The following is a 21,710-nucleotide window of genomic DNA, read 5'->3' on the forward strand; positions in this document are numbered from 1 at the left end:
TCATAGCGGGCACACAATGGTATCAGGGCGCTGGCGTTCAAACACCTCATTGGCCCAAAGCATCACGATCATTTCGTCATAGCCTATGTTGGTGATGTCGTGCGTCCAGCCCGGCGCGGTTTCCACGATTTCGGCTTTCTCGCCGCTGGTCGTCAACTCATGGGTTTCGCCAGTGTGCATCTGGCGAAACTTGAAGCGGGCCTGCCCTTTAATGACCAGAAATTTTTCAGTTTTGCTGTGGTGATAATGTCCACCGCGTGTAACACCAGGATATGCCGTAAAGTAGCTAAACTGCCCGCAGTCAGGTGTCTTGAGCATCTCTGCAAATACGCCACGCGGATCTCGATACATCGGCACCGAGTAAGCAAAGGCTTCGGGCGGCAAATAGCTCACATACGTGGCATACAGCGCCCGGACCATCCCGCTGCCCACACGCTCGGTCATCAGGTTTTGACGGCTATCCCTAAATGAGTGGATCAGTCGGGCCACGTCACCCACGGTAGTCGTGTACTGGGGAGCCACCACCTCAAAGCCATCATCATTTGGCACCGCATCGGCACCATCCATCAAGCTGATAAAGCGCCGCACGACGTCGTCCACATACACCAAGGTCAAGCGGGCAGTGGGATCATCAACTCTAATGGGCAGATCGCGAGCCACGTTGTGACAAAACGTTGCGATGGCCGAGTTGTAGTTAGACTTGCACCACTTTCCAAATACATTGGGCAGCCGGAAGAGGTGCACAGGCACCCCATGCTGACGCTGCAGGGCAAACAAGGTGTCTTCAGCAGCCCGTTTGCTTGCGCCATAGGGGTTATCAAGTGCTGCCTGGATAGATGACGAAAAAACTACGGGAATTCTACGGCCGGTGGCGCTGAACACGCTAGCCACCGCTACACAAAGCTTGGCCGTCAAGTCGGCATTACCCACAGCAAAATCTGCCGTTTCGCGCGGCCGGTTAACGCCCGCCAAATGGAAAACGAAATCCACACCATCCAGCAATTCGGGTATCTGAGACGATTCTTGCTCACGCGTAAAACCGACAACCTCCACGTCAGCGCGCTCTGCCAGATGTAGCCTAAGGTTTTTGCCGATAAACCCATTGACACCGGTGATGAGTACCTTCACTGAATTACTCCTCGGCTACCGCGTGCTCACCGCGGGAAATCCGTTGCATGAAGTCAAGCTTCAACAGCAACTGCTTCATACCCTCCACATCAAGTCGCTGAGTGTTGTGTGAGTTGTAATCTTCACCATGGGCGGTCTGCGTTAGCTTCTGCTCACCCTGATCAACGAACTTGGCGTAGTTCAAGTCGCGGCCGTCCGCCGGCACCCGGAAATAGTCACCCAAGTCCTCAGCGCTGGCCATTTCTTCACGGCTCAGAAGGGCTTCGTACAACTTCTCGCCATGGCGGGTGCCCATGACATGAACAGGATGATTAGGTCTATTCATGATCCCCAATATTGCCCTAGCGAGCACATCAACAGTTGCAGCAGGGGCCTTCTGAACAAAGATATCACCGTTGTTGCCATGCTCGAATGCATAAAGCACTAAATCAACCGCGTCAGCGAGCGTCATCATGAAGCGGGTCATTGACGGGTCGGTAATGGTGATGGGTTTGTCACCGAATACCTGATCAACGAACAACGGAATTACCGAACCGCGTGAAGCCATGACGTTACCGTAGCGCGTCCCGCATATCACGGTTGATGAGGCCTCCAGATTGCGGCTGGCCGCCACCATGACCTTCTCCATCATGGCCTTGGAAATGCCCATGGCATTTATGGGGTAGACCGCCTTGTCGGTACTCAAACACACCACACGTTTGATCCCTGCGGCAATGGCGGCCTCCAGTACATTTTCGGTGCCGAGCACATTGGTGCGCACGGCCTGCATTGGGTGAAACTCGCAGGACGGCACCTGCTTCAAAGCAGCGGCGTGGAACACATAGTCCACGCCCCGCATGGCTTGCTCCACACTCCGCAAGTCGCGCACGTCGCCTATGTAAAACTTGAGTTTAGGATGCGCATAGCGTTTGCGCATGTCATCCTGCTTCTTTTCATCGCGGCTGAATATCCTGATTTCCGCTATATCAGTATCAAGAAACCTCTTCAGTACGGCGTTGCCGAAAGACCCAGTTCCCCCAGTGATCATCAAACGTTTTTCTTTAAACATACCTGATCACTCACACAAAAAATTGCTGTTACGTCTTGGGTCGCGCAATCGCCTCATTGGAGGCCCTCCGTGACCTCAGTGAAAAGGCGCCGACTATCGTCCACATCCTCTGGACGGCAAATGCGTTTCGCGGCAAATGCACGAACGTCCGCAGACAGACGACGATGTTCTTCACTACTCATTCGCATGAAGCCGTCAATCGCATATGCAAACCCTCCAACATTGTCGAGCGTCAACACCCACCCGGCACCGCCATCCACGACATCATACCACGGGGTCCGATCACTGAGCAGCACGGGCAAGCCCGCAGCCAATGCCTCGGCTATGACATGACCGTAGTTTTCTCCACGGGTCGGAAAGAAAAACAATCCGTGGCTGGCCAGAGCATCAGGCACTTGCGCCGGCGCCAATGCCCCATGGAAAACCACTTTTACATGCGAGGGCAAGCCGGCAATCAGGGTTTTGCACTCGTCCCAATAACCCGCATCTTCGATGGTTCCGTAAATATGGAAAACGGCGGGCTCTTGGCATAGCGAAAGCGCCTTCAGAGCAAAGTCGAGATTCTTCTTGCGGGAAATTCGTGATAGGAAAACGACATCTCGATTACCTCCTTCTTTGCCGCGATCAGACGCTGAATGGGTAACCAGATCGCATGCCACATGCACCTGTAGCGAAGCACGCCCATCAGGGAAAATTTTAACGATATCCTGTTTCTCTAGTTGCGTACTCGCATGCCAAACCACGTCTTTATACAACCGAAGAGTCTGTGATAGCTTCAGAAACACACGTTTCTTGGCGGATTTCAGTTGCAATGCCCCAGGAGAGAGCTCTCCCCGCGGCCCGACAATCACGGGCCCTTTAAAGACCCCCAGTTTGGCAAGCATCAGAGGCACCAGGGAAAAGGCCGGATCGAACAGGCTATTCAAATAAACCGGCGCCTTGTTAAATTTGCGTAGCTCCTTGAATAGCGACCACGCACCGGACAAGCCCCCACTGCAGTACCAGACACGGGCCTTACCCACTGGTACCCAGCGGTTAAAAAGCACGCCGGGATATGGCTTCCGATCGAGCAGATCATGGTTGCTTGTCACTATATGAAAATCGAACTCGTCACCCAGCAATTCGACCATGTTCGCAAGCGAGCGAAGCGCCCCTCCTGCTTCAAAGCCAGGCAGATAATGATGAATGAATACGAGCACAACGCGTCCCGTCCTCCGACCTGGACGCCTCGAGTCATTTTCCATCTGTTACCCCAAGCAATTCACCCCAGACTCTTAAAAACTTTTTGCCTGATTCCATCTCGGAGAAGCGTTGCAAAGCGGTTTGCCGTGCTCCGAGCCCCAAAGCTCCACGTATTTCGCGATCTCGAACCAGTAGCTCCAGTCGAGTTGCGAGCGCGCGAGCATCTCCGACCGCCACAAGAAATCCGTCGCAGCCATCGGTGACGATCCCTTCGGGCCCGCCGCATCGCGTCGCGACAACAGGCGTTGCACATGCCATTGCCTCAACCAGCACCATGCCAAATCCTTCCTCGTTGGAAGATAGCGCCAAACATATGGCCCCCTGATAAAGCGCCCGCAGTTCGTCCTGACTTGGAGATGCGCGAAAACTCACCCAGTCGCGAACACCAGCGCGCTCAACCTTTTCCCAAAAAGCTGCATCTGGTGCGGTCGCACCCGCAAGCACGAGGCGGATATCCGTACCGACAGCATCACGAACGAGGATGAAGGCATCCAAAAGCAGCTCTGGATTCTTCCGGCTGTCACCTAATCTGCCAACCGACAGGATGTAGTCACTCTCAAGCCGTTCGCTCGACGAAATGGTCGACGGCGCGAAAAAGTCAGTGTTTACGCCAGGAGGTGCATCGATCACATCACTTTCGGGCTTCCCAATGCCGCGGATTGCGAACTCGCGCATAAGTGGGTTCATCACCATGAACTTGTCTGCATGAGACACAGCGCGCACGTCAATTCTGTCAACAAGGAGGGTCATGAAACGCCGCCATAACGCCTTGGCGCTGTGCGGACTCTGCAGCAAGGTGGAACGCTCCCACAGGCAGCGAGTAGCAGCCCAATTGACAACTGGTACCGTATTCGAAGCAACACTCGCACCCCATGCAGGGAAGCCGCCGATTACCTGCACCAAGTCACAATCTTCCAGCAGGATAGAAAGAGCACGACGCGGGCGGTAACGCATGAACTCGAATTCACTCAACCAACAGCCCAGGTGCATGATCTTACGCCCGCGCCACTCCCGCGATTCGGTTCGCACTCCACGAAACCAAGTGGCTGGCTTACAAAGCCGTACACTCGTCGGATCTGAAGCTGAAGTCCCCAAAGAGATGATCCGGCACTCATATCTGTCGCTCTGTTCGATCAGATGCACCACCATTTCAACGATGGACTGTACGCCACCATGTTCACTTAGGTCAGGCGCAAGCACCGCGATGCGTTTCTTTGTTCTCATGAGTCTCAATATTCACTGCGTCCGCACCAGAAATTGCTGAACGACACGTCGTATCTCAAGCGTATGACGTTCGAAGAGGTACCAGAACCCCCAAGCGACCACCAGCAGAAGACCAAGCCAGCAAAAGTAAATCGCCAGTCCATACGGGTTAGGGACAAGCCGCCCATTACCAAAAAACGTTCCGCCGATGAGAAGCACCAGCGGAAAGTGAATCAGGTACAAAGAGTACGACATTTCTGACAAATGATAGGCGCCTCGCGATAGGAGCGTATCCAGCAGGGAAGGCTGCGCCTTGTTTGCGACCGCGACAAGCAAGAATATCGTGGCGCCCCCCATGACGAGATCGACCTGCGCGGGGGCGTACTCGGCCTTCCCCAGCCACCGCGACACCACGGTCCCGCCCGCGAATATCATGTAGCCTAGCCATACCGGCACCCAGATCCGGCGCTTGCTCCGCTTCAAAACAAACACCATAGCGCCACCAAGCCAGCACAGAAAGCCAACGCGTGCCGTATCGGGAAGAACTATGAGAATGAGCCCAGCCACCAGTAGCGCTAGCCCCCTTGTTCCTATTCGATGCGAACCCAGAACTCCTCCGAAACCGATCAGCAGCAACGGGAAAAGCATGTAGTACCAGAATTCGAAGGCGAGGCTCCACAAGGGATCGTTACTGCCGAATACAGGGAGAAAAATCTCCTGCAGGAACAGGAGGTTCCCGACGAATGCTCCCACGCCCAAAGAATAGTCACCCCCAGGCTGCGGCCCCATATTCCAAGTCGTCGCATATTCGCCAGACAAAACACCAGGTGCCACGCTCGTCACATGCAGATCAATTGCAAGCGTGAGCACAAGCGCCGGGACAAGCACAGCCCACAATCGTATCAGTCGCGCGGAACCATACTCGCGCCATGAGAACGCAACTCCCCGTGCCAGCAGTGAGCCACCGACAAAGTAACCCGACAGAACGAAAAAGACGATGACCGACTGATGCCCCAGGCTGGTCATCAAATAAAATAACTTTTGTAAGATAGAAGTGTTCAACACATCCTGAAAATTTTCGACACTAACGGCCCGCAAATGATTGGCACACACCAACAATGCGGCCCCGCCGCGGATGAGATCGAGCGAGGATTCGCGTAGACGCGTCTGAGCTATCTCGGCCCCGCTCATGCATCCCTCCTGCTTTCCGACGTCGCTTCCATACCATCCACAATTTGCTCAACGCATACACTGCCAACAGGTTGGCCTGGTTCTCGGTGGCGCCTCAGCACCTCACGTTCATGAAGCCGAACTCTCACTTGGTGACCGAGAAGGCTGCGCACCTGGCCCGACTGCCAGGCTTGTCTTGTTCCTTGCACTGCTGGATCATCGTGTTCCCTTGCCCAGAGGCATATGACAATTGAGATCCAGACGTTGGCGCGGGGCTTTTTACGTTTCTAAACACCGCACAGAGTCCAAAGAGGACCTCACTTAGAAAAAGCTTCCCAAAATTTCTACTCGGGGCGCGCCTTTCAATCGCTCTTCGACAAAAAACCTATCACGGATAAACAAAGTATTTCCGGAAGTTATGTTCTTACCATCAAGATCGATAAGCGTTCGGCTGATTGGGTTGTATGAATACGTTTTAAATCCGCACTTGAGCATCAACGCAAGGATTTCTGATTCGTCAAATCCATAGCGGCTACCGCTTCCATTGAGTTCCATAATGACAGCATTTAGGCTGGGGTTCTTCAATGTTTGACGCGCTCCTTCTAGAACAGGAGTCTCATATCCCTCAACGTCAATCTTTATCAGTGATGGGAATTGACCGGTCAAGGCGGCATCCAACGCAGTAACATTGACGGTTACTGTGTTCTCATAGCGCTCACCCGACGCAACCACATGGTTAGTTGTGTCGCTATCACTCGTGAAGGCAATCGTTCCCTGCCCTGCACCCACACCACTATTCACGCTTTCAACTTTGTCACCCAGATAATTTATATGCAAGTTCTGGACAAGTTTCTCGTAGGTGCTTGGAACCGGCTCGAACGCAATGCCTTTCGCACCAATAGCTGCACAAGCCAGGATAGTATAGGATCCGACATTCGCACCAACATCGACGAACAAATCTTCAGGCCGCAAATAGTGCAGCAGAAAACCCATATCCGCAAACTCATGAAGCCCGGTGTAAACATTTCCGGTTAGTCCGGTCTCCCCCGTTTCAACCAGAAACTTTGACTGATTTACCCACTCGTACACAATTGCGCCGGGCACAAGACGGCTACCTATCTGCCACTTTGCAAAGCGGAGGATGGATCTGAGTTTGTGCTCTCGGTTGAGCGGATGATCCAAGATGAATTTGATAGTGGTGAGAAGCGACATACCGATTCCTTAGTTATTCCTATCCCGACAACCGAACAGCGCTGCCTCACACTGATTATCGCTATTTTACGACTTCCTCACGCGCAGTGGAAAGAGTCGAGAGTCCCATATATTCTTTCCCGGCAACAGAAACAGGCGCCCGAAATAGTAATAGGCTATACACAACGCCGCCATCTTCAGGATTGTGGCAATCAGCACAGGAACCGGACTCTCAAGTCCATGCAACATGATGGGCCAGAGTACGGCATAGACTATCCAGGGCAGTCGGCGCTTAGACTCGCTGAGACATGCAACATGCCCGTAAAGCATACCGGTAAAAAACATGCCAGCGCTCGCCCCGATGACGCCCCAATGCAGAAGCAAGTCACCCACCAGCGAGACGGCTACGCCGGTGACGAAATCATCCGTACGAATGATTGAATAATAGCGCCCCAACGCATTCCCGTCGGAAATGGCGTATTCAAATCCCGGCACCTTAAGACTTTGGAGGAGTTGCTCGATGATGCCTGACCCATAGGAGAAACCCGGATCACTGGTAATGGCGGACACGACAAAAGACACGCTGACGCGGTTGACGAGAAACGTTAACGGGGCAGAGAAACTGAATTGATTGGTGGGATCATCAAGGATGAGCACCTTCAAGTACACCTTGAGATACACCAGTAGCACCAGCACGAGCCCCAACCCGACAATCCGCAGACCGTCCATCGGACGATAGCGCTGGCTGATCGCCAGATGCATCATCAGCGGAAAGATGACGAATGACGTCGCACCGTTAATGGCCCCGTTGACAAGATAGGCCAACAACACCACCGGATAATAGCGCGCAACTCGCCGAGCCGAAGTTCTATTCTCATAATAGGCGATTGCGAGAAATGGCAGTGCGACCATATGAAACCAGTTCAACGACTGAAAAAACGTCGCCACGTCACTGAAGAATCCGATCCGCGCGCTACTGACCTGGATATCGCCGCCGAGCACAATTCGAAGCAACTTGAATGCAAAGCCGGTTAGAAAGATAACCCAGAATAGCCGAACGACGTTCGGGCTGCGCCAATCGAGCTCTTCCGTGCCACTGGTCAATCGCGGCAGGCGGACCTGCCCTCCCAACAGGAAGCAGATATAGGCGACCGCGCTCACCGCAACGGATTCCAGCGTGAACGTGGTCGCCAGCGGAAAATACAATTCGCTTTCGATGGTGCGCACCAACGACGAGTGCGCGAAGACACTTAGCAGTAAAGGCGTGATAAAAAGCTGAACGAAGAGATAGATCTTCGCCACGCTCATCAGGTTCAAATAATCTCTCAGCGCTGTCATCCCTCTGAAAACTTATCGGGAAGCCATCCTCAATCACTGGCCTTGGCATTGCGGGGCCAAAACCTCCAGGCGCCCAAAAACATGACCCCTGCCATTACCAGTAAAGCGCTCCACGGATTAACGTAAAGAGGCAGCAGAACTAGCACGAGCGCGGCTTGGGCGCCAAGATATCGGGACGCCTCCCCCCACGCATTGCGCCGAAGCATCCATGCAGTCAGGACAATCATTGGAACCGATTGGCCGAAAATCAGACCTCCAATGAACCCCTCGAGACCAAACCAGACTCCGCCAAGGTAAGCCACACCAAGTGCAATCATATTCACCGGCAACTGCACCCTGGCATAATCATTATGGCGGTTCGTCGCCATGAGCAGATTGCCCCCGAGTGTCCAAGTGTTGGTGAAAATGACCAAGGCTCCCATCATCAGCATGCTTTGGGTTTCGTAGGGCAACTGCTTGCCCAACCAGAGTGCGAACAACTGGCTACCGAAGAGCTGAACCGAGCCAAGGAACAGCAACCCTGCCAGTGTGCTGGCAAGTAGGATCGTGCGGAACAGAGCTTGAAATCGCTGAGTTTCGCCTTTGCTATGCAGCCGCGTAAATTCAGGCCAAGCTGAGTGGGCCATCATGCCCAGGAACCGGGAGACCAAATTCGCTATCGTCCGCATGATTGAGAAAACCACAACCTCAAGCGGTCCCATAGCCTTTGCCACCACGATCACGCTACCTTGGATCATAACAGCCATCGCCAGCTGGATCCCCAGGAAATGCAAGCTCGGGGACCACGCGTCTTGCAGAATACTCATCTGAGGGTGGATAGGCCAAAACAAACGCACGCCTGCAGGCATGCGACGACGCAGATCAAAAGCGACCAAGGCAGATACGACGAACAAGCCCACGACCTCGGTCAGCGCCATGAGCAACATTCCACCGCTTGACATCAATACTGCCGCACCAGCGATCAATTGAACGAGCAGCATGAGATTGCCATACATCACACTCGTTGCCTGAGCCCCCGTAGCTCGATAGACCCCCAACAGCAATCCGAGCGGTAATGATGCCAGCACGCGCAGGCACATGATGATCAAGACCCAATAAACGACATCCGTGTTCGTTCTTTGAATACCTAGCCAGCTGGGAATGAATGGCGCGGTCAACACCGCCGCCGCCAGGCTCATCAGCACAGCCGAGGAAACGCCGAAGAAAATGAGACCGGTCGCAAATATTTTTTGGAAATCCCCTAGCTTTTGTTGGGCCCAGGCTTCAGTCATGCGGTTAACGAAATACAGCTGCCCCCCCAAGTCGGCCAATCCAAACCAACCGGCAACAGCAGTCAGGATAAGCCATTCCCCATAAGTCTCGGGACCCCAAGCAGCCAAAAACAGCGGAACCAGAAGAAGCCGCACTGCTACATTAAGCAATTGTCCAACCCCCTCCGCGCCGATTGCGCGAAGAATGCGTCCCCGCATGTCAGACTCGCCGGTCATGCATGCACCTGTGATCTAATCGACGAGACGAGCCTGAGGCCATAATCCCTCCAGCCGTAACCTGATTCAACAGTCTGTCGAGCCTTCACACCCATTTCGCGGCGGAGTTCAGGCTGTTCATATAAATAGCGGAGCCGTTCTGCGATCACTTCCGGGGCTCCCACCGGCACGACGAACCCGTTGACGCCGTCCTGCACTAGGTCTCGCGCCCCTACATTTTCCGTCACGATCACCGGTAGCCCGCAGGCCATAGCCTGAGCCACCACCATACCAAAGCCGTCCTCTAAAGAGGCAAGAACAAACACAGAGCTCTGCTGATAGAAATCATTCAGCTCGAACTGCGGCACCGGTTTGAGGAATTGTACCCGCGGTGAAAGGAATTTTTCAGCGACAGTCTCGATTTCGCTACCTTCGAGTGTGCCGCCCACAAACCACATCTGCGCATCGGCGGCTTTAAAATCAGCAAACGCACTCAAGGCTGTCACCACCCCCTTGCGAAGGTTCACCGCACCGACCTGGATCACACGAAAGACATCGTCCCGCTTCAGTCCAGGACGGAACGCGCTTAGATCGACCCCGCAGGGATTAACGAAGATCTTCTCTTGTTGGACCCCAAACCGAAGAAAGCTGTCGCGTGCCGCGGTCGAGAGCACATACACTCGTTCCGCACATTCGTACTCCCGATTTTCTTTTTCGATCACCCAGTCCTGGACAATCGGCAAAGCTCCCCGAATGCCCCAACGCCGAGCCTCTTCTTGCAATATCGAATTGCTGCCTTGCAAATGGAAGCTACCGTGATCCACCGCGCAGGAAATATTCTGCTCGCGGCAATATTGCAACGCTTCAAGACAGAAAGACGAGAGCCCAATGAAGAAATCGCTGTCGTTGGGAATGTAGTTTGCTAGTCGTTTAGAAAACTTATTATGAATGAGTTCGTCAGCGTAGTCCTGAAGCGCGGCAGGGAGCAAACGGCGCGACCTCACGTAACCTTGGTTGAGGACGCCCTGCAACAATAGGGAGTGGACTTTGTCTGCTGGAACACCAAAGTGCTCGGCGTGGCTGACTGGATAATCCGTAATGAGCCGATGAAGCACGCCGAGGCTGGCCAACTCGCGTGCCTGGTCAAAAATATGAAATCGCCCCCTGCAGGACGTGACAACCTTCAATGGGTCTGCAGCAGCGCTCTCTCTGTCAGAAATACCACTCACGATGAGCGTCGGTAGATAATGGACATGCCGGAGGCGATCAAATCATGCTCGTCCACGTCCCGGAGGGGGCTGCGATCAAACTCGGGATGTTGAAGGCAAGCGACCGCAGACGGATCAATGATCTCGGACACGAAAATTCGTTCGAACCCCGCCGCGTCGAGGTATTGAAGATACTGCACCGGCTTCAGGCGGCTGAACAGATCGTTGTCGATCCACGTTCTCCCATCGTGCTCAGAATGCTCCTGAGACCCCAACCCGTCGAGATAATGGCGGTAGGCGGCTCCCTCCATGGTCAGGTGATTGAAGCCGGACAGTACGGAATCGTATCCCGACACATGGTCTCCACCCCAGCCGTACCACAGTGGCCCGAAGGTTGCATAAAGCACGCCACCGGGTTTCAGAATACGGTGGAACTGAGAAAGCACCGTCTGCAAGTCCCGAACATGCTCGAAAACAGCGTCCGAACTGATTAGGTCAAAACTTGCATCAGGAAACTGGCTGAGATCTTCCAGGTCTCCCTGAGCGAAAGACACATCCACCTCAGGAGCCACCGTTGAGAAGCGCGACTGCCACATCTCCCATGCTTGACGGTAGGAAAACAGGTCGAGCCCCATAATAGACTTCGGACCCAGCCGAGCCCATGATTCTACGTCTCGCCCGGTACCACAGCCAGCAACCAATATGCGCGCGAACTGGATCGGGACAAAGCGGGCAACACGTCGGCGATGTCGCTCGTAATCGTTGCCCCGCTGACCCCACAGGTACAAATCGGCATCAATGCTTGGATGGCCGTATCGGGCCTTCAGCCGCGGATGATTCCAAATGTTGTACAAAGGGTAAATATAGGCGCGGATCAGTCGTTTGACTGGCTCAAGCCGACTAGACGCAGGCAAACTGTACCCGGAAGGCGTGTGATCTCCGACAGGCAAGTGGCTCATGATTGTCCCTGTGCAGCCAGACGCGCGATGCGTCTGTGGATTGCTTGTATACTGGCTGAAGCTGCGCACTATCAGGTCAGCGAGCGCTCGGCAAGATAGATGCGCTTAAGGCTTTGCCACTCTCCCACGCTGAATGCGGCCTGCTCGATCAACCATGCCCAGCAAAACGGCAGCGTATCACGCGCGCCCAGTGGAGAAACACGGGCGTAGCGAAAGCAAACCCAAAGCATCGGGAACAGCGACAGCGCCATGAAACTGTTTTTTGCAACCCTAAGTGCGGCACGGACCAAAATGCGGCTGAAACTCCATTTCTGAAGGAACCGGCGAACCTGGGGACTACCTTGCCCGCGCCCCTTGCGAATTGCCCAATACTCGCCGATGGGAGCCGGCGCCACATGAGTAACCACAATGTCCAGATCGACTTTCTTGCGAGCGCCGAGCTTGCGGAGCTTCTCTCCAAAGAATCCGTCCTCGCCCGCACAGATGGGAACCGCGAAACCGGTGGGAAAGAGGCCTGCGCGGATCGCCATCTCGCGGCGGCATGAAAAACCCTCGGTCCACTCCAGGAGGTTCGGATCTTGGCCGTAGAACAGCGCGATGCCGGAAGACTCGACATAGCGTGCAAACAGGTCGTTCATGTTTTCGACCACAGAGCGCACTAGGACGTAGTCTGCTCCCGCGGCGTAATGAGGCTCGATGCGCTTGAAGAAATCAACCGGCAGGTGAGTGTCAGCATTAAGAACGACCACCACCTCTCCTGTCGCCGCCATGATGCCGAGATTTCGTGCGCCGCAACGCCCTTCGCGAACTTCGGGCCGGATGAGTTTGACACCCTTGTCCGCATAGGAACGAACGATCCGCGGCGTAGAATCTGTCGAATCATCGACGACGATAATCTCAAGATCCGGCCAGTCGAGCGTGACTAAGCTATCGAGCGTCCTCGCAATGTCGTGCTCTTCGTTATACGTGGGGACCACGATACTGAAACGCATGTGCCCTCCCCTACTCCAGCTCAGATAAGCCCAGTGCCGCTCTCAGCCCTTGGACATTTTCACGGATACCCCAATGCTCAATGCGTTTTAGGCTCTCGGCCTGCATTGCCGCGAGGCGCTCCTCATCTAGACATGAGTTCAGTGCGACGGTCAGAGCGGGTGTATCGCCTGCCTTGAGCACATACCCATTCTTGCCGTGTTCGACCAAATCAACTGCACTGCCCACTTGGTCTGTGGAGATGATGGCGCAGCCGGCATTCATCGCTTCATTGATCACCAGTCCCCAAGTTTCGTTGATGGAAGGCAAAACGAAGATGTCTGCCAGAGCATAGAAGGCCGGCAACTCACTTTGGTTTCTGAAGCCTAAGAATCGAACATCGCCAAGTTTCTGCACTTTAACCTCGGCCTCGAGCGCTGCCCGAAGCTCGCCATCGCCCACGTAGAGCAGATAGGGCCGAGGCTCAGGCAACTGGGCATAAGCCTGCAGTAGCTGGTCCGGAAACTTCCGACGCATCAGCTTGCTGGCGTACAGGATGACGGGGCGATCCGCGTCCATTCCCAGCTCGGCCCGCAAAGCGGAGACATCGGTCGCCTCTGCCTTCTGCCGGAAGTGATCGTTATCCACACAATAGGGCATGCTGCCAATGTTCTCAGCCTTGAAGCCCCGGCGCAGATAGAAATCTCGATTTCGGGTCCCGATAGCGAGACACTTATCAACGTTCGACAGCAGGCAGGAAACGATCGCCTCGCGCACCTTGCCCTTTAGCCCTTTTGACGACGCCACATGGTCTGTCGCCTCGCAACGCATAAGCACCTGCAAACCTGCACGCTTGGCCAGCCATGCCGCCTTGAGCATTCCGTAGTGCTGCCAGCCTTGCACCAACACGGCATCAAAGTTGTCCTTGTGGAGGCGCTTGTAAAGTCCGCCGACACGCGGCTCGAAGGCCTTGATCGCACTGACCTGCGAGCCCGTCCCCGGCAAGAACTCTGAGTGATACCCCTCCAACAAGGGCGTATCCCAATGAATAGTTCGATTGAACTCTGGATCGACAAAGCTCCGCGTCGAAAAATCCGAAAAGAACAACGCGGTCAGTTCGATGTCGGGGCATGTAGCAATCTGACGCAAAAGTGGCGCCTGGTACTGAATCGGGTGCGTGGATATCCACGCCAAACGAACTTTTTTCATGCTTGTCTACGCCATCTCATCAATGGACGCTCCAGAAGAAAAACAACAATCAATGAGACTGCTGCTGTTACGCAAAGCAAACTGCCGTACCGAAGGTAGAAGTCCTCGAATGCCGATGCATTCAGCGCCCACGCTGTGAAGATGCCAGCGGGTCCATGCATGATGAAGATCGGATAACTCGCATCACCCAGCAAAGCAGCTACTCGTCGATTGCGCACCCCAGGATTCGGCTGCTCTTCCTTCAACAACAGCAGCGCAAACAGCAACGCCAACAACCAGTAATATTCGGCCAAAACAGTCGCCGGAACGACTAGATAACAGGACATGAATATCATTACCCACAGGTAACCAAAGCGCGTCATCATACGAATGATCGGCTGACTTAGGAGCGCATAGCGGTAATGCCAAGTATAGGCCCCAATAAGCCAGTAGCCCCAAAAGAGGCAGACGTCATTGGTGAGTACCCAATCGGTCGCCACAAGCTGCGGCCAAAGCAGTATAATCCCCAGGAAGACCAACGGCAGATTTTGCTCTCGGAAAAACCGGATACGGATTGCCCATAAGCAGTAGTACCAGACCTCGAACGCAACCGTTGAAGTCGCCGCAAATGAACCGAAGGTGCCTAAGCCAAGCAAAACATTCTGCATCAGCAGGAGCTGGCCAAGAATAGTGGCCCAATCGCCGGGCAGCCAGTATGCCGGCCTGGTTCCCGGATTGAACAGCGATGTACCTGCGTACTCGACGGTCAGTGCTGCTGCAAAACCAAAATAATACAAGGGCGCAATCCGAGTCGCTCGGGCCTTAACGTACCGAGCGACGCCCTCGCCTCGCTTCATCATGCCCTCGACAGAGCTTTCGATCAGAAAGCCGCTGATAACGACGAAGCCTATGACCCAATTGGTGCCGAAGAGCGAACGAGGCACGTCCAGCCATCCCGTGGCATCGGAATTGAGCCGCGCCATGTCATACAAATGACCAAGGGCGACGAAGATGGCAAAAGTGCCCCTTAGGTAGTCGACCCTGACCAATCTTCCAGAATATGCGGTCGAAGACAGCGGAGATGCATTTTGGATGCTCATGTCGCATTAGCCATCAAAGCTACCACCTGCTCGACCGATTGCGCGGCCTGCCAACCCAACTCTCGGCGAATTTTCGATGGGTCAGCTTCAGTGCGTACGATGTCGAACGGTCGCATGAATGCCGTATCGCTCACAACATGCTCTCGCCAGTCGAGACCGAAGTGGGCGAATGAAAGCTCCACGAAATACTGCAAGCTGACGGTTTTACCAGTCGCGATCACATAGTCAGTGGCGCTCGGAACTTGCAACATGCGCCACATAGCGTCAACGTAATCAGGCGCCCAGCCCCAGTCTCGCCAAACATCGAGATTGCCAAGATGCAGTGCCTGTTTATCTCCCTCAGCAATTCTTCGCGCGCCATCCACGATCTTGCGCGTCACGAAATGAGCTTCTCTCAACGGGGACTCGTGATTGAAAAGCAAACCCGTGGCTGCGTGAAGCCCAAAGCACTCACGATAGATACTGACTTGCCAACGAGCCGCAGCCTTGGCGGCCGCATACGGATTCATAGGTGCCATATTTGTGACTTCGCTAATCGCGCCATTGACTGCACCGAAGCATTCAGCCGATCCAGCGTTGAAAAACCGGGTGTCGGGCGCATCGCAACGGATCGCCTCAAGCCAATTGTTGACGACAATCTCGATACTCTTCCAAGTCTCGTAGGGGCGCGAAAAAGACGCTCCGACAGAACTCTGGCCTGCCAGATTGTAAACCTCTGTCGGTACAGCCGCAGCAAGTTGGGCGCGGACCGAATCCAGACACTCGGGATTGAGTTGCACAAGGCGAACACGCTCTTCGATACCAAGTCGCGCCAAATTGTTCTTTGGCGGCAAGGGGAGCGCACGTGTCGAGCCATGCACTGCATAGCCTTTCGCGAGCAGATGGGCAGCAAGATAAGCGCCATCTTGGCCCGTGACGCCACAGATGAACGCGACCTTAGCTTTCGCCGCGTGTGGGCTAGGGTTCATCACCTATTTCCAGACTACCGCGTAAAGGTTGCGGGTCAACAAACTGTCGCGGCGTAATTCCCCGGTTTCAGCGGCATCCATGAACTGAAGCACGAGGCGGGTAAGCTTCCATGCAACGAACCTTATGGCGCTTTTCACCCCATGCACTCTGGGCGCGCACTCGTGGCAAGTGAGATGGCTAAACCCCGACGCGAGCATGAGTTGCTCAAGGGAGGAGCGCGTGAAAGCGAGTTCGTGCGTGAAGTCGCCATAGCGGATCGCACCGACGAATGGCGAAGCACCATTTGGGGCGTGAATGATCCAGCGACCGCCCTTCTTCAATACGCGATGGACTGCATCAACGAAATCGATCAACTCGTCCCTGGTGAAATGCTCGATCACGTCGAAAGCCACAATCCCATCCACCGACTCCGGAGGTAGCGCCGCCAATGTCGAAGAGAGATCGCCTTCAGTCACCCCCTCGATGCCCAAACGTGCGGCAAGTGCCACCTGTTGCGCAGAAACATCCACACCACGCATGGCATGGTACCCGCGCTTGTGGGCGAAATGAACCAGTGTTCCGTGTCCACAGCCCAAATCAATTATCACGGATGATTTGTCGGGCGGGAAGTAGCTATCGATCACATGCTCCATGGTCGGACGTCGTCCTTCCATATCGCCGACACTGCTCAGTCGGGAAGTCTCGCCGGATGCAGTAACGTATTGGCCGTAAATTCGGTCTCTTAACTTGCTCATTCTCTTCCTCACAGAGCAGGCTGCGTCTGCAACTAAACACTCATCGTGTGTGCTGATGTCACGTCAGAGCGTCTGCTCAAAATAGGCAATAGTCTTCAGGAGACCATCCCTCAATGCCGTAGTCGGCTCCCAACCCAGAGCTTCGCGGGCCAGGGTGATGTCGGGCTTTCTCTGTCTGGGGTCGTCGGAGGGCAACGGCCGGAACTCTATGCGGGACTTGGACCCTGTGAGCTCAACCACCATCTCAGCGAGCGAACGAATAGTGAATTCAGTTGGGTTCCCGATGTTAATGGGCCCGGTCACGTCATCGGATGTGTCCATGATGGCCAAGAAGGCACTGATCAGGTCATCAACGTAGCAGAACGATCGCGTCTGGTTCCCATCGCCGTAAAGAGTGATCGGCTCTCCACGCAAGGCCTGCACGATGAAATTCGACACCACGCGCCCGTCATTCGGGTGCATCCGAGGCCCATAAGTGTTGAAAATCCGAGCAACCTTGATAGTCAGATTGTGCTGCCGTCGATAGTCGAAGAATAGCGTTTCCGCACAACGCTTGCCTTCGTCATAACACGAGCGCATCCCGATTGGGTTTACACGACCCCAATAATCTTCTGTCTGAGGATGGACCTCAGGGTCCCCGTAAACTTCGCTGGTGGACGCCTGAAAAATACGTGCACGAAGGCGCTTGGCCAGCCCAAGCAGATTGATCGCACCGTGAACAGAGGTCTTTGTCGTCTGGACGGGATCAAACTGGTAATGAATCGGCGACGCTGGACAAGCCAAGTTATAGATATCGTCCACTTCCACGAAGAGAGGAAAAGTCACGTCGTGACGAATAACCTCGAAGTTCGGGTTGTCGAGCAAATGTGCAATATTGCGTTTCGTCCCGGTGTAGAAGTTGTCCACACACAGCACATCATGCCCGGCGTCAAGCAAGCGCTCGCAAAGGTGCGACCCGAGGAATCCAGCTCCGCCTGTAACCAGAACGCGTTTTGTTCTGACATCGTATTTCATTTCAACCACCGAATCTTTTCAACTACTTGATGTCACTGCTGCGAGAAATTCACATACCCGCGGAGTGTGGCAATTCCATACCGTGCGACTTGAGCAACGCGTGACGTTTCGCGATCACAAGGTCCTCGCGGACCATCTCACGCACCATCTCTTCGAAGGAAATGCGCGGCGACCAGCCGAGCTTTTCCTTGGCTTTGCTCGGATCGCCAAGAAGGGTCTCGACTTCGGCAGGCCGGAAGTAGCGCGGATCGACGGCCACAATGACCTGCCCAACCACGACACCAGGCGCCTTGTCGCCCTCGACGGCAGAAACAATACCCTTCTCATCCAGACCCTGACCATCCCATCGCAAGCTGATGCCCAGCTCTGCTGCGGCAGCGTCTACGAAGTTGCGGACTGAATACTGCTTTCCCGTCGCAATGACGTAGTCTTCGGCCACGTCTTGCTGAAGCATCAACCATTGCATTTCGACGTAGTCACGGGCATGCCCCCAATCGCGCAGCGCGTCTAGGTTGCCCAAATAGCAGACCTTCTCAGTGCCGATTGCAATGTTGGCGATCGCCCGAGTGATCTTTCGTGTAACGAAAGTTTCTCCGCGACGAGGTGACTCGTGGTTGAAGAGTATGCCGTTACATGCATACATATCATAGGCTTCGCGGTAGTTTACAGTAATCCAATAAGCATACATCTTAGCGACGGCGTACGGGCTGCGCGGATGGAACGGGGTAGTTTCCTTCTGCGGCACCTCTTGGACCAGACCATAGAGCTCAGAAGTAGAGGCTTGATAGAAACGAGTTTTCTTAGCCAGCCCGAGCAGTCGGATCGCCTCCAGCAAGCGCAACGTACCGACAGCATCCACATCAGCTGTGTACTCAGGCGCCTCGAACGAAACGGCCACATGGCTCATAGCGCCTAGGTTGTACACCTCATCCGGTTGAACCGTCTGGATTATCCGAGAAAGCCCCGAGGAATCGGCCAAATCACCGTAGTGCAGAAACATCCGCGCATCTGGATCGTGCGGATCTCTGTAAATGTGGTCAATACGATTGGAATTGAAAGATGATGACCGACGCCTGAGGCCATGCACCTCATACCCCTTCTCCAGAAGAAATTCCGCTAGATAGGAACCATCTTGTCCAGTTATGCCAGTGATTAGTGCTTTTTTTCTCATGTTACTCGCCGAGGACTGGATTTCAATTTTTAGGCCGATTTGGATTACTCGGGGCGCTTGTAAATCCCGAGTACAAATGAAAACAACGTGCCAAATACTAGACCACCCAAAACGGAGGCCACGATCAGAAAATACAACGAAGGAAAAACCGCTCTTTCGGCAACATTGACTGACTGAGAAACGACGGTATGCGCCATCAACGGCGGCACCAGGTGCGCAAGCGTTAATTGTTGCGCCGAGCAACGGCCCAACAAATCAGCAGACTCGCTCTGATTTCCACTCTCCGCGAGGCGATTGCATTCTGCCAACATCTGTTGGCGTGAAGCAAAAAAATCGTTTACTATTTTTTCATGCTGAGCAACCTTGAAGGAAATTAGCCTTTCCAACAAAACGCGAGCACTTTCCTTCGACGTGGAAAAATTTTTAAATTCGACCATATTTGATTTCGGAGCCCATTTTATGGAAAGCGTCCCAGAAAATTCATTTTTCTCTCTGTCACTTACACTATCCACATTAAGTCCCTCAAAGACAGGCTTCAAGAAACTCTCCTGCTTCATCATGATAACGAGATCCTCGATTGGCTCGATTGGAACAATACTGAAGCCGTCGTGAACCCATCCAATTCTTACTGTTGCATTTGCCTCGAAAAGCGGCGGGCGACGAGCATCCCAGACGACGCTCACGACAGTCGCAACCAAAGTTAAACCCAAAATCCAAAGCCAACCGGCGCGAGCCGCCCGAAGCAGGTCCGAGTACACGATGACACGTTCAGTTTTTTCATCGCTGGCTAAATTCTCTGTGCTTCGCATTTCGTCGGTCATGAGGGATCAATCCTGAAAATTCGCCAGTACCACAAGGCTTCGCACTGACGCGGCCAAATTTAGCAGCAAACCGTACCATGCCGTCTTCGCCAACAGAGCGACCAGCTGCACCTCAATAATTTGCAGCAAAATATTGCCCGACTTGGCTGGGAAATGAACCTTGGCCAAGGGATCGTAGGTAGATTGACGTCCGGTTAACAGCATCTTTGTAGCACGGCAAGTGATTTCGGCCGCACCCGTAGTGACTGCCTGCGCTCGACATGATGATTTGCCAGATGTCTGTTTTCTTCACTAGCGGGGCTGCCTGCAGCCGCTCGGTGCCCGCGCCTTTTCCTCGGGAGCTGCGCTGTTCCCCGAAAACTGACGGGAATGTGGCACCCAACTCAAGTTGGACGAATGTCGAAGCTATTGAACATGGGGGCCGTTCCGCAGCACCGCTTAAGCTAGAGGCATCCCTCCATTTTTTCGCCAATGCCGAAGCCCACTCGATGACGCATAGTGCACTTGTCCTGCAAATCGTTGACCATACCGGAGCTCTTTGTTCCGGCTGCGTTCTATTTACCTTGCCGGAGCATGGTGTCCGGGCTAAGTCGGGCGCGTGCCGGATAGTCAAACGATCTCCGTAACTTAAGCGGCCCTCGCTGGTGCTACCAACGCCGAACGAGGGCCTGACCCACAACCTTAGTGAGAAGGAGTTGGGCTATGAAGACCTTTATCCGCTTCGCTTCAATCATGGAAGCACTCCCCCTCATGGATCCTGTTGATCCCCGTTTGGATCATACCGCGGCAACCAAGCGCTACGCCTTCGCTGGCTCCGGTTCACCGGCTGCGTTCGCGCAGGCCTGATCGGACAATTCTGACATCGCCGCAGTTGTGATGGTCGAGCGCGCCGTCTGGCGTCCTCAGCCGGGCAACCGACTGGAGCCCGCTTCCCACGGAACGATGCGATGTCCTGCTGGCTCAGCCCGATCAAAGTCCCGTAGGCAAGATCATGACGACGCAGCACGTCGATCCGCTGGGTCTCCTGGACGGATTCGCGCTTGGTAGGAGAGATCTCGCGCTGGTAACGTACCAGAAGTTGTCCGAGCGTCGTGCCTTCGAGGATCTTCGTGTCTGGGGCAGCACCAAAGCGATCGACCTGGGCTTCCAGATCGCGCGCCCACTTCTCGGCTTCCTGCTCGCTGTCAAAGGACTTGCACCGGGGTTTCATGCCCCGCCGGCGCACCTGCGCCTGCCAACGTCTTCTGAGCTTCCGGATCGTCGCCATGTTACCTCCAATCGATGTTGAAGTTCACGCGTAGGATGCCCCTGTGGTGGTGCCAAGGATTTTCCCCGGCGCCTAACTCAACTGGTCTGCCTTTGAAGCCGTGACGACCCGGAATCCTCGAGCAAATATCTATCTTCGCACTATAGAAGCGACAAGCTCGGTATGAACCGCTCCGGGTTTTCCGGAGGCCATTTCGTTTGAGTTATGCGGCCATAGCTGGCGGGTCCAGCATGGCGTAATACTGCTCCTCGGCTTCGGCTGGCGGAATATTCCCGATGGGTTCCAGAAGGCGACGGTGGTTGAACCAGTCGACCCATTCGAGCGTGGCGAACTCCACGGCTTCGAAGTTTCGCCATGGTCCTCGCCGATGGATGACCTCGGCCTTGTAAAGACCGTTGATCGTTTCGGCGAGAGCGTTGTCGTAACTGTCGCCAACGCTTCCGACAGACGGCGAGCGAAGGCATCGATCACGAACGCGACGTAAACGAAGCCCTGCCAAGTAGCCACATAGGTGAAATCGGAAA

General features: G+C 54.4%; 19 protein-coding genes and 3 pseudogenes. 1 reads left to right on the forward strand and 21 read right to left on the reverse strand.

All coding sequences use genetic code 11. The features are described from left to right. The 19 genes and pseudogenes from wbjC to LJE98_RS20300 all read right to left on the reverse strand — a co-directional run. A complete protein-coding gene (wbjC, locus tag LJE98_RS19760; RefSeq protein WP_229576985.1) occupies positions 1 to 1,128 on the reverse strand; it encodes a UDP-2-acetamido-2,6-beta-L-arabino-hexul-4-ose reductase in 1,128 nt (375 codons plus the stop codon). A gap of 4 nt (positions 1,129 to 1,132) precedes the next feature. Then, the gene (locus tag LJE98_RS19765) at positions 1,133 to 2,176 is read right to left on the reverse strand and encodes a polysaccharide biosynthesis protein (RefSeq protein WP_229576986.1); all 1,044 of its coding nucleotides are present in this window, start codon (positions 2,174 to 2,176) and stop codon (positions 1,133 to 1,135) included. A gap of 53 nt (positions 2,177 to 2,229) precedes the next feature. Next, positions 2,230 to 3,375, reverse strand: a complete 1,146-nt coding sequence (locus LJE98_RS19770; protein ID WP_229576987.1) for a glycosyltransferase — start codon at positions 3,373 to 3,375, stop codon at positions 2,230 to 2,232. Positions 3,376 to 3,409: 34 nt separating this feature from the next. Beyond that, complete coding sequence (locus LJE98_RS19775) at positions 3,410 to 4,642, reverse strand: glycosyltransferase family 4 protein (RefSeq protein WP_229576988.1); 1,233 nt, start codon at positions 4,640 to 4,642, stop codon at positions 3,410 to 3,412. 12 nt (positions 4,643 to 4,654) lie between these two features. Beyond that, positions 4,655 to 5,812, reverse strand: a complete 1,158-nt coding sequence (locus tag LJE98_RS19780) for an acyltransferase family protein (protein WP_229576989.1) — start codon at positions 5,810 to 5,812, stop codon at positions 4,655 to 4,657. A 300-nt stretch (positions 5,813 to 6,112) separates the two neighbouring features. Further along, complete coding sequence (locus tag LJE98_RS19785) at positions 6,113 to 7,003, reverse strand: FkbM family methyltransferase (RefSeq protein ID WP_229576990.1); 891 nt, start codon at positions 7,001 to 7,003, stop codon at positions 6,113 to 6,115. Between the two features lie 66 nt (positions 7,004 to 7,069). Next, the gene (locus LJE98_RS19790; protein WP_229576991.1) at positions 7,070 to 8,299 is read right to left on the reverse strand and encodes a hypothetical protein; all 1,230 of its coding nucleotides are present in this window, start codon (positions 8,297 to 8,299) and stop codon (positions 7,070 to 7,072) included. Between the two features lie 50 nt (positions 8,300 to 8,349). Next, positions 8,350 to 9,807 (reverse strand): lipopolysaccharide biosynthesis protein, encoded by a 1,458-nt coding sequence (locus LJE98_RS19795; protein WP_229576992.1) that lies wholly within the window; start codon positions 9,805 to 9,807, stop codon positions 8,350 to 8,352. Further along, the gene (locus LJE98_RS19800) at positions 9,804 to 10,916 is read right to left on the reverse strand and encodes a glycosyltransferase family 4 protein (RefSeq protein ID WP_229576993.1); all 1,113 of its coding nucleotides are present in this window, start codon (positions 10,914 to 10,916) and stop codon (positions 9,804 to 9,806) included. The genes LJE98_RS19795 and LJE98_RS19800 overlap by 4 nt, the downstream gene beginning before the upstream one ends. Positions 10,917 to 11,011: 95 nt before the next feature. Continuing rightward, complete coding sequence (locus tag LJE98_RS19805; protein ID WP_229576994.1) at positions 11,012 to 11,953, reverse strand: class I SAM-dependent methyltransferase; 942 nt, start codon at positions 11,951 to 11,953, stop codon at positions 11,012 to 11,014. A gap of 71 nt (positions 11,954 to 12,024) precedes the next feature. Next, a complete protein-coding gene (locus tag LJE98_RS19810; protein WP_229576995.1) occupies positions 12,025 to 12,945 on the reverse strand; it encodes a glycosyltransferase in 921 nt (306 codons plus the stop codon). Between the two features lie 10 nt (positions 12,946 to 12,955). After that, positions 12,956 to 14,131 carry a glycosyltransferase family 4 protein gene (locus LJE98_RS19815; protein WP_229576996.1) on the reverse strand — a complete coding sequence of 392 codons (1,176 nt, stop codon included), beginning with the start codon at positions 14,129 to 14,131 and terminating at the stop codon, positions 12,956 to 12,958. Further along, the gene (locus LJE98_RS19820; protein WP_229576997.1) at positions 14,128 to 15,210 is read right to left on the reverse strand and encodes an acyltransferase family protein; all 1,083 of its coding nucleotides are present in this window, start codon (positions 15,208 to 15,210) and stop codon (positions 14,128 to 14,130) included. The genes LJE98_RS19815 and LJE98_RS19820 overlap by 4 nt, the downstream gene beginning before the upstream one ends. Further along, positions 15,207 to 16,178, reverse strand: coding sequence for a GDP-mannose 4,6-dehydratase (locus LJE98_RS19825; RefSeq protein WP_229576998.1), 972 nt, complete (start codon positions 16,176 to 16,178; stop codon positions 15,207 to 15,209). Before LJE98_RS19825 ends, LJE98_RS19820 begins: the two co-directional genes overlap by 4 nt. Before the next feature lie 3 nt (positions 16,179 to 16,181). Next, the gene (locus tag LJE98_RS19830; RefSeq protein ID WP_229576999.1) at positions 16,182 to 16,913 is read right to left on the reverse strand and encodes a class I SAM-dependent methyltransferase; all 732 of its coding nucleotides are present in this window, start codon (positions 16,911 to 16,913) and stop codon (positions 16,182 to 16,184) included. A gap of 63 nt (positions 16,914 to 16,976) precedes the next feature. Beyond that, entirely contained in the window at positions 16,977 to 17,927 is a 951-nt protein-coding gene (locus LJE98_RS19835) for a UDP-glucuronic acid decarboxylase family protein (protein WP_229577000.1), read from the reverse strand. Positions 17,928 to 17,976: 49 nt separating this feature from the next. Beyond that, positions 17,977 to 19,098: a GDP-mannose 4,6-dehydratase gene (gmd, locus tag LJE98_RS19840; protein ID WP_229577001.1), complete on the reverse strand. Its 1,122-nt coding sequence runs from the start codon at positions 19,096 to 19,098 to the stop codon at positions 17,977 to 17,979. 44 nt (positions 19,099 to 19,142) lie between these two features. Beyond that, complete coding sequence (locus LJE98_RS19845) at positions 19,143 to 19,919, reverse strand: hypothetical protein (protein WP_229577002.1); 777 nt, start codon at positions 19,917 to 19,919, stop codon at positions 19,143 to 19,145. A 6-nt stretch (positions 19,920 to 19,925) separates the two neighbouring features. Beyond that, positions 19,926 to 20,153: pseudogene (locus tag LJE98_RS20300) on the reverse strand (hypothetical protein); the annotation flags it as partial. A gap of 468 nt (positions 20,154 to 20,621) precedes the next feature. Here LJE98_RS20300 and LJE98_RS19850 point away from each other — a divergent pair. Further along, complete coding sequence (locus LJE98_RS19850; protein ID WP_229577003.1) at positions 20,622 to 20,765, forward strand: hypothetical protein; 144 nt, start codon at positions 20,622 to 20,624, stop codon at positions 20,763 to 20,765. Positions 20,766 to 20,802: 37 nt separating this feature from the next. On the opposite strand, the pseudogene LJE98_RS19855 reads toward LJE98_RS19850, so the two are convergent. Both LJE98_RS19855 and LJE98_RS19860 read right to left on the reverse strand, forming a co-directional pair. Further along, positions 20,803 to 21,186: pseudogene (locus LJE98_RS19855) on the reverse strand (site-specific integrase); the annotation flags it as partial. A gap of 202 nt (positions 21,187 to 21,388) precedes the next feature. Beyond that, positions 21,389 to 21,710 (reverse strand): annotated as a pseudogene (locus tag LJE98_RS19860) (integrase core domain-containing protein); the annotation flags it as partial.

The sequence above is a fragment of the Rhizobium sp. 'Codium 1' genome, from assembly GCF_020889605.1.
Lineage (GTDB): Bacteria > Pseudomonadota > Alphaproteobacteria > Rhizobiales > Rhizobiaceae > Allorhizobium > Allorhizobium algae.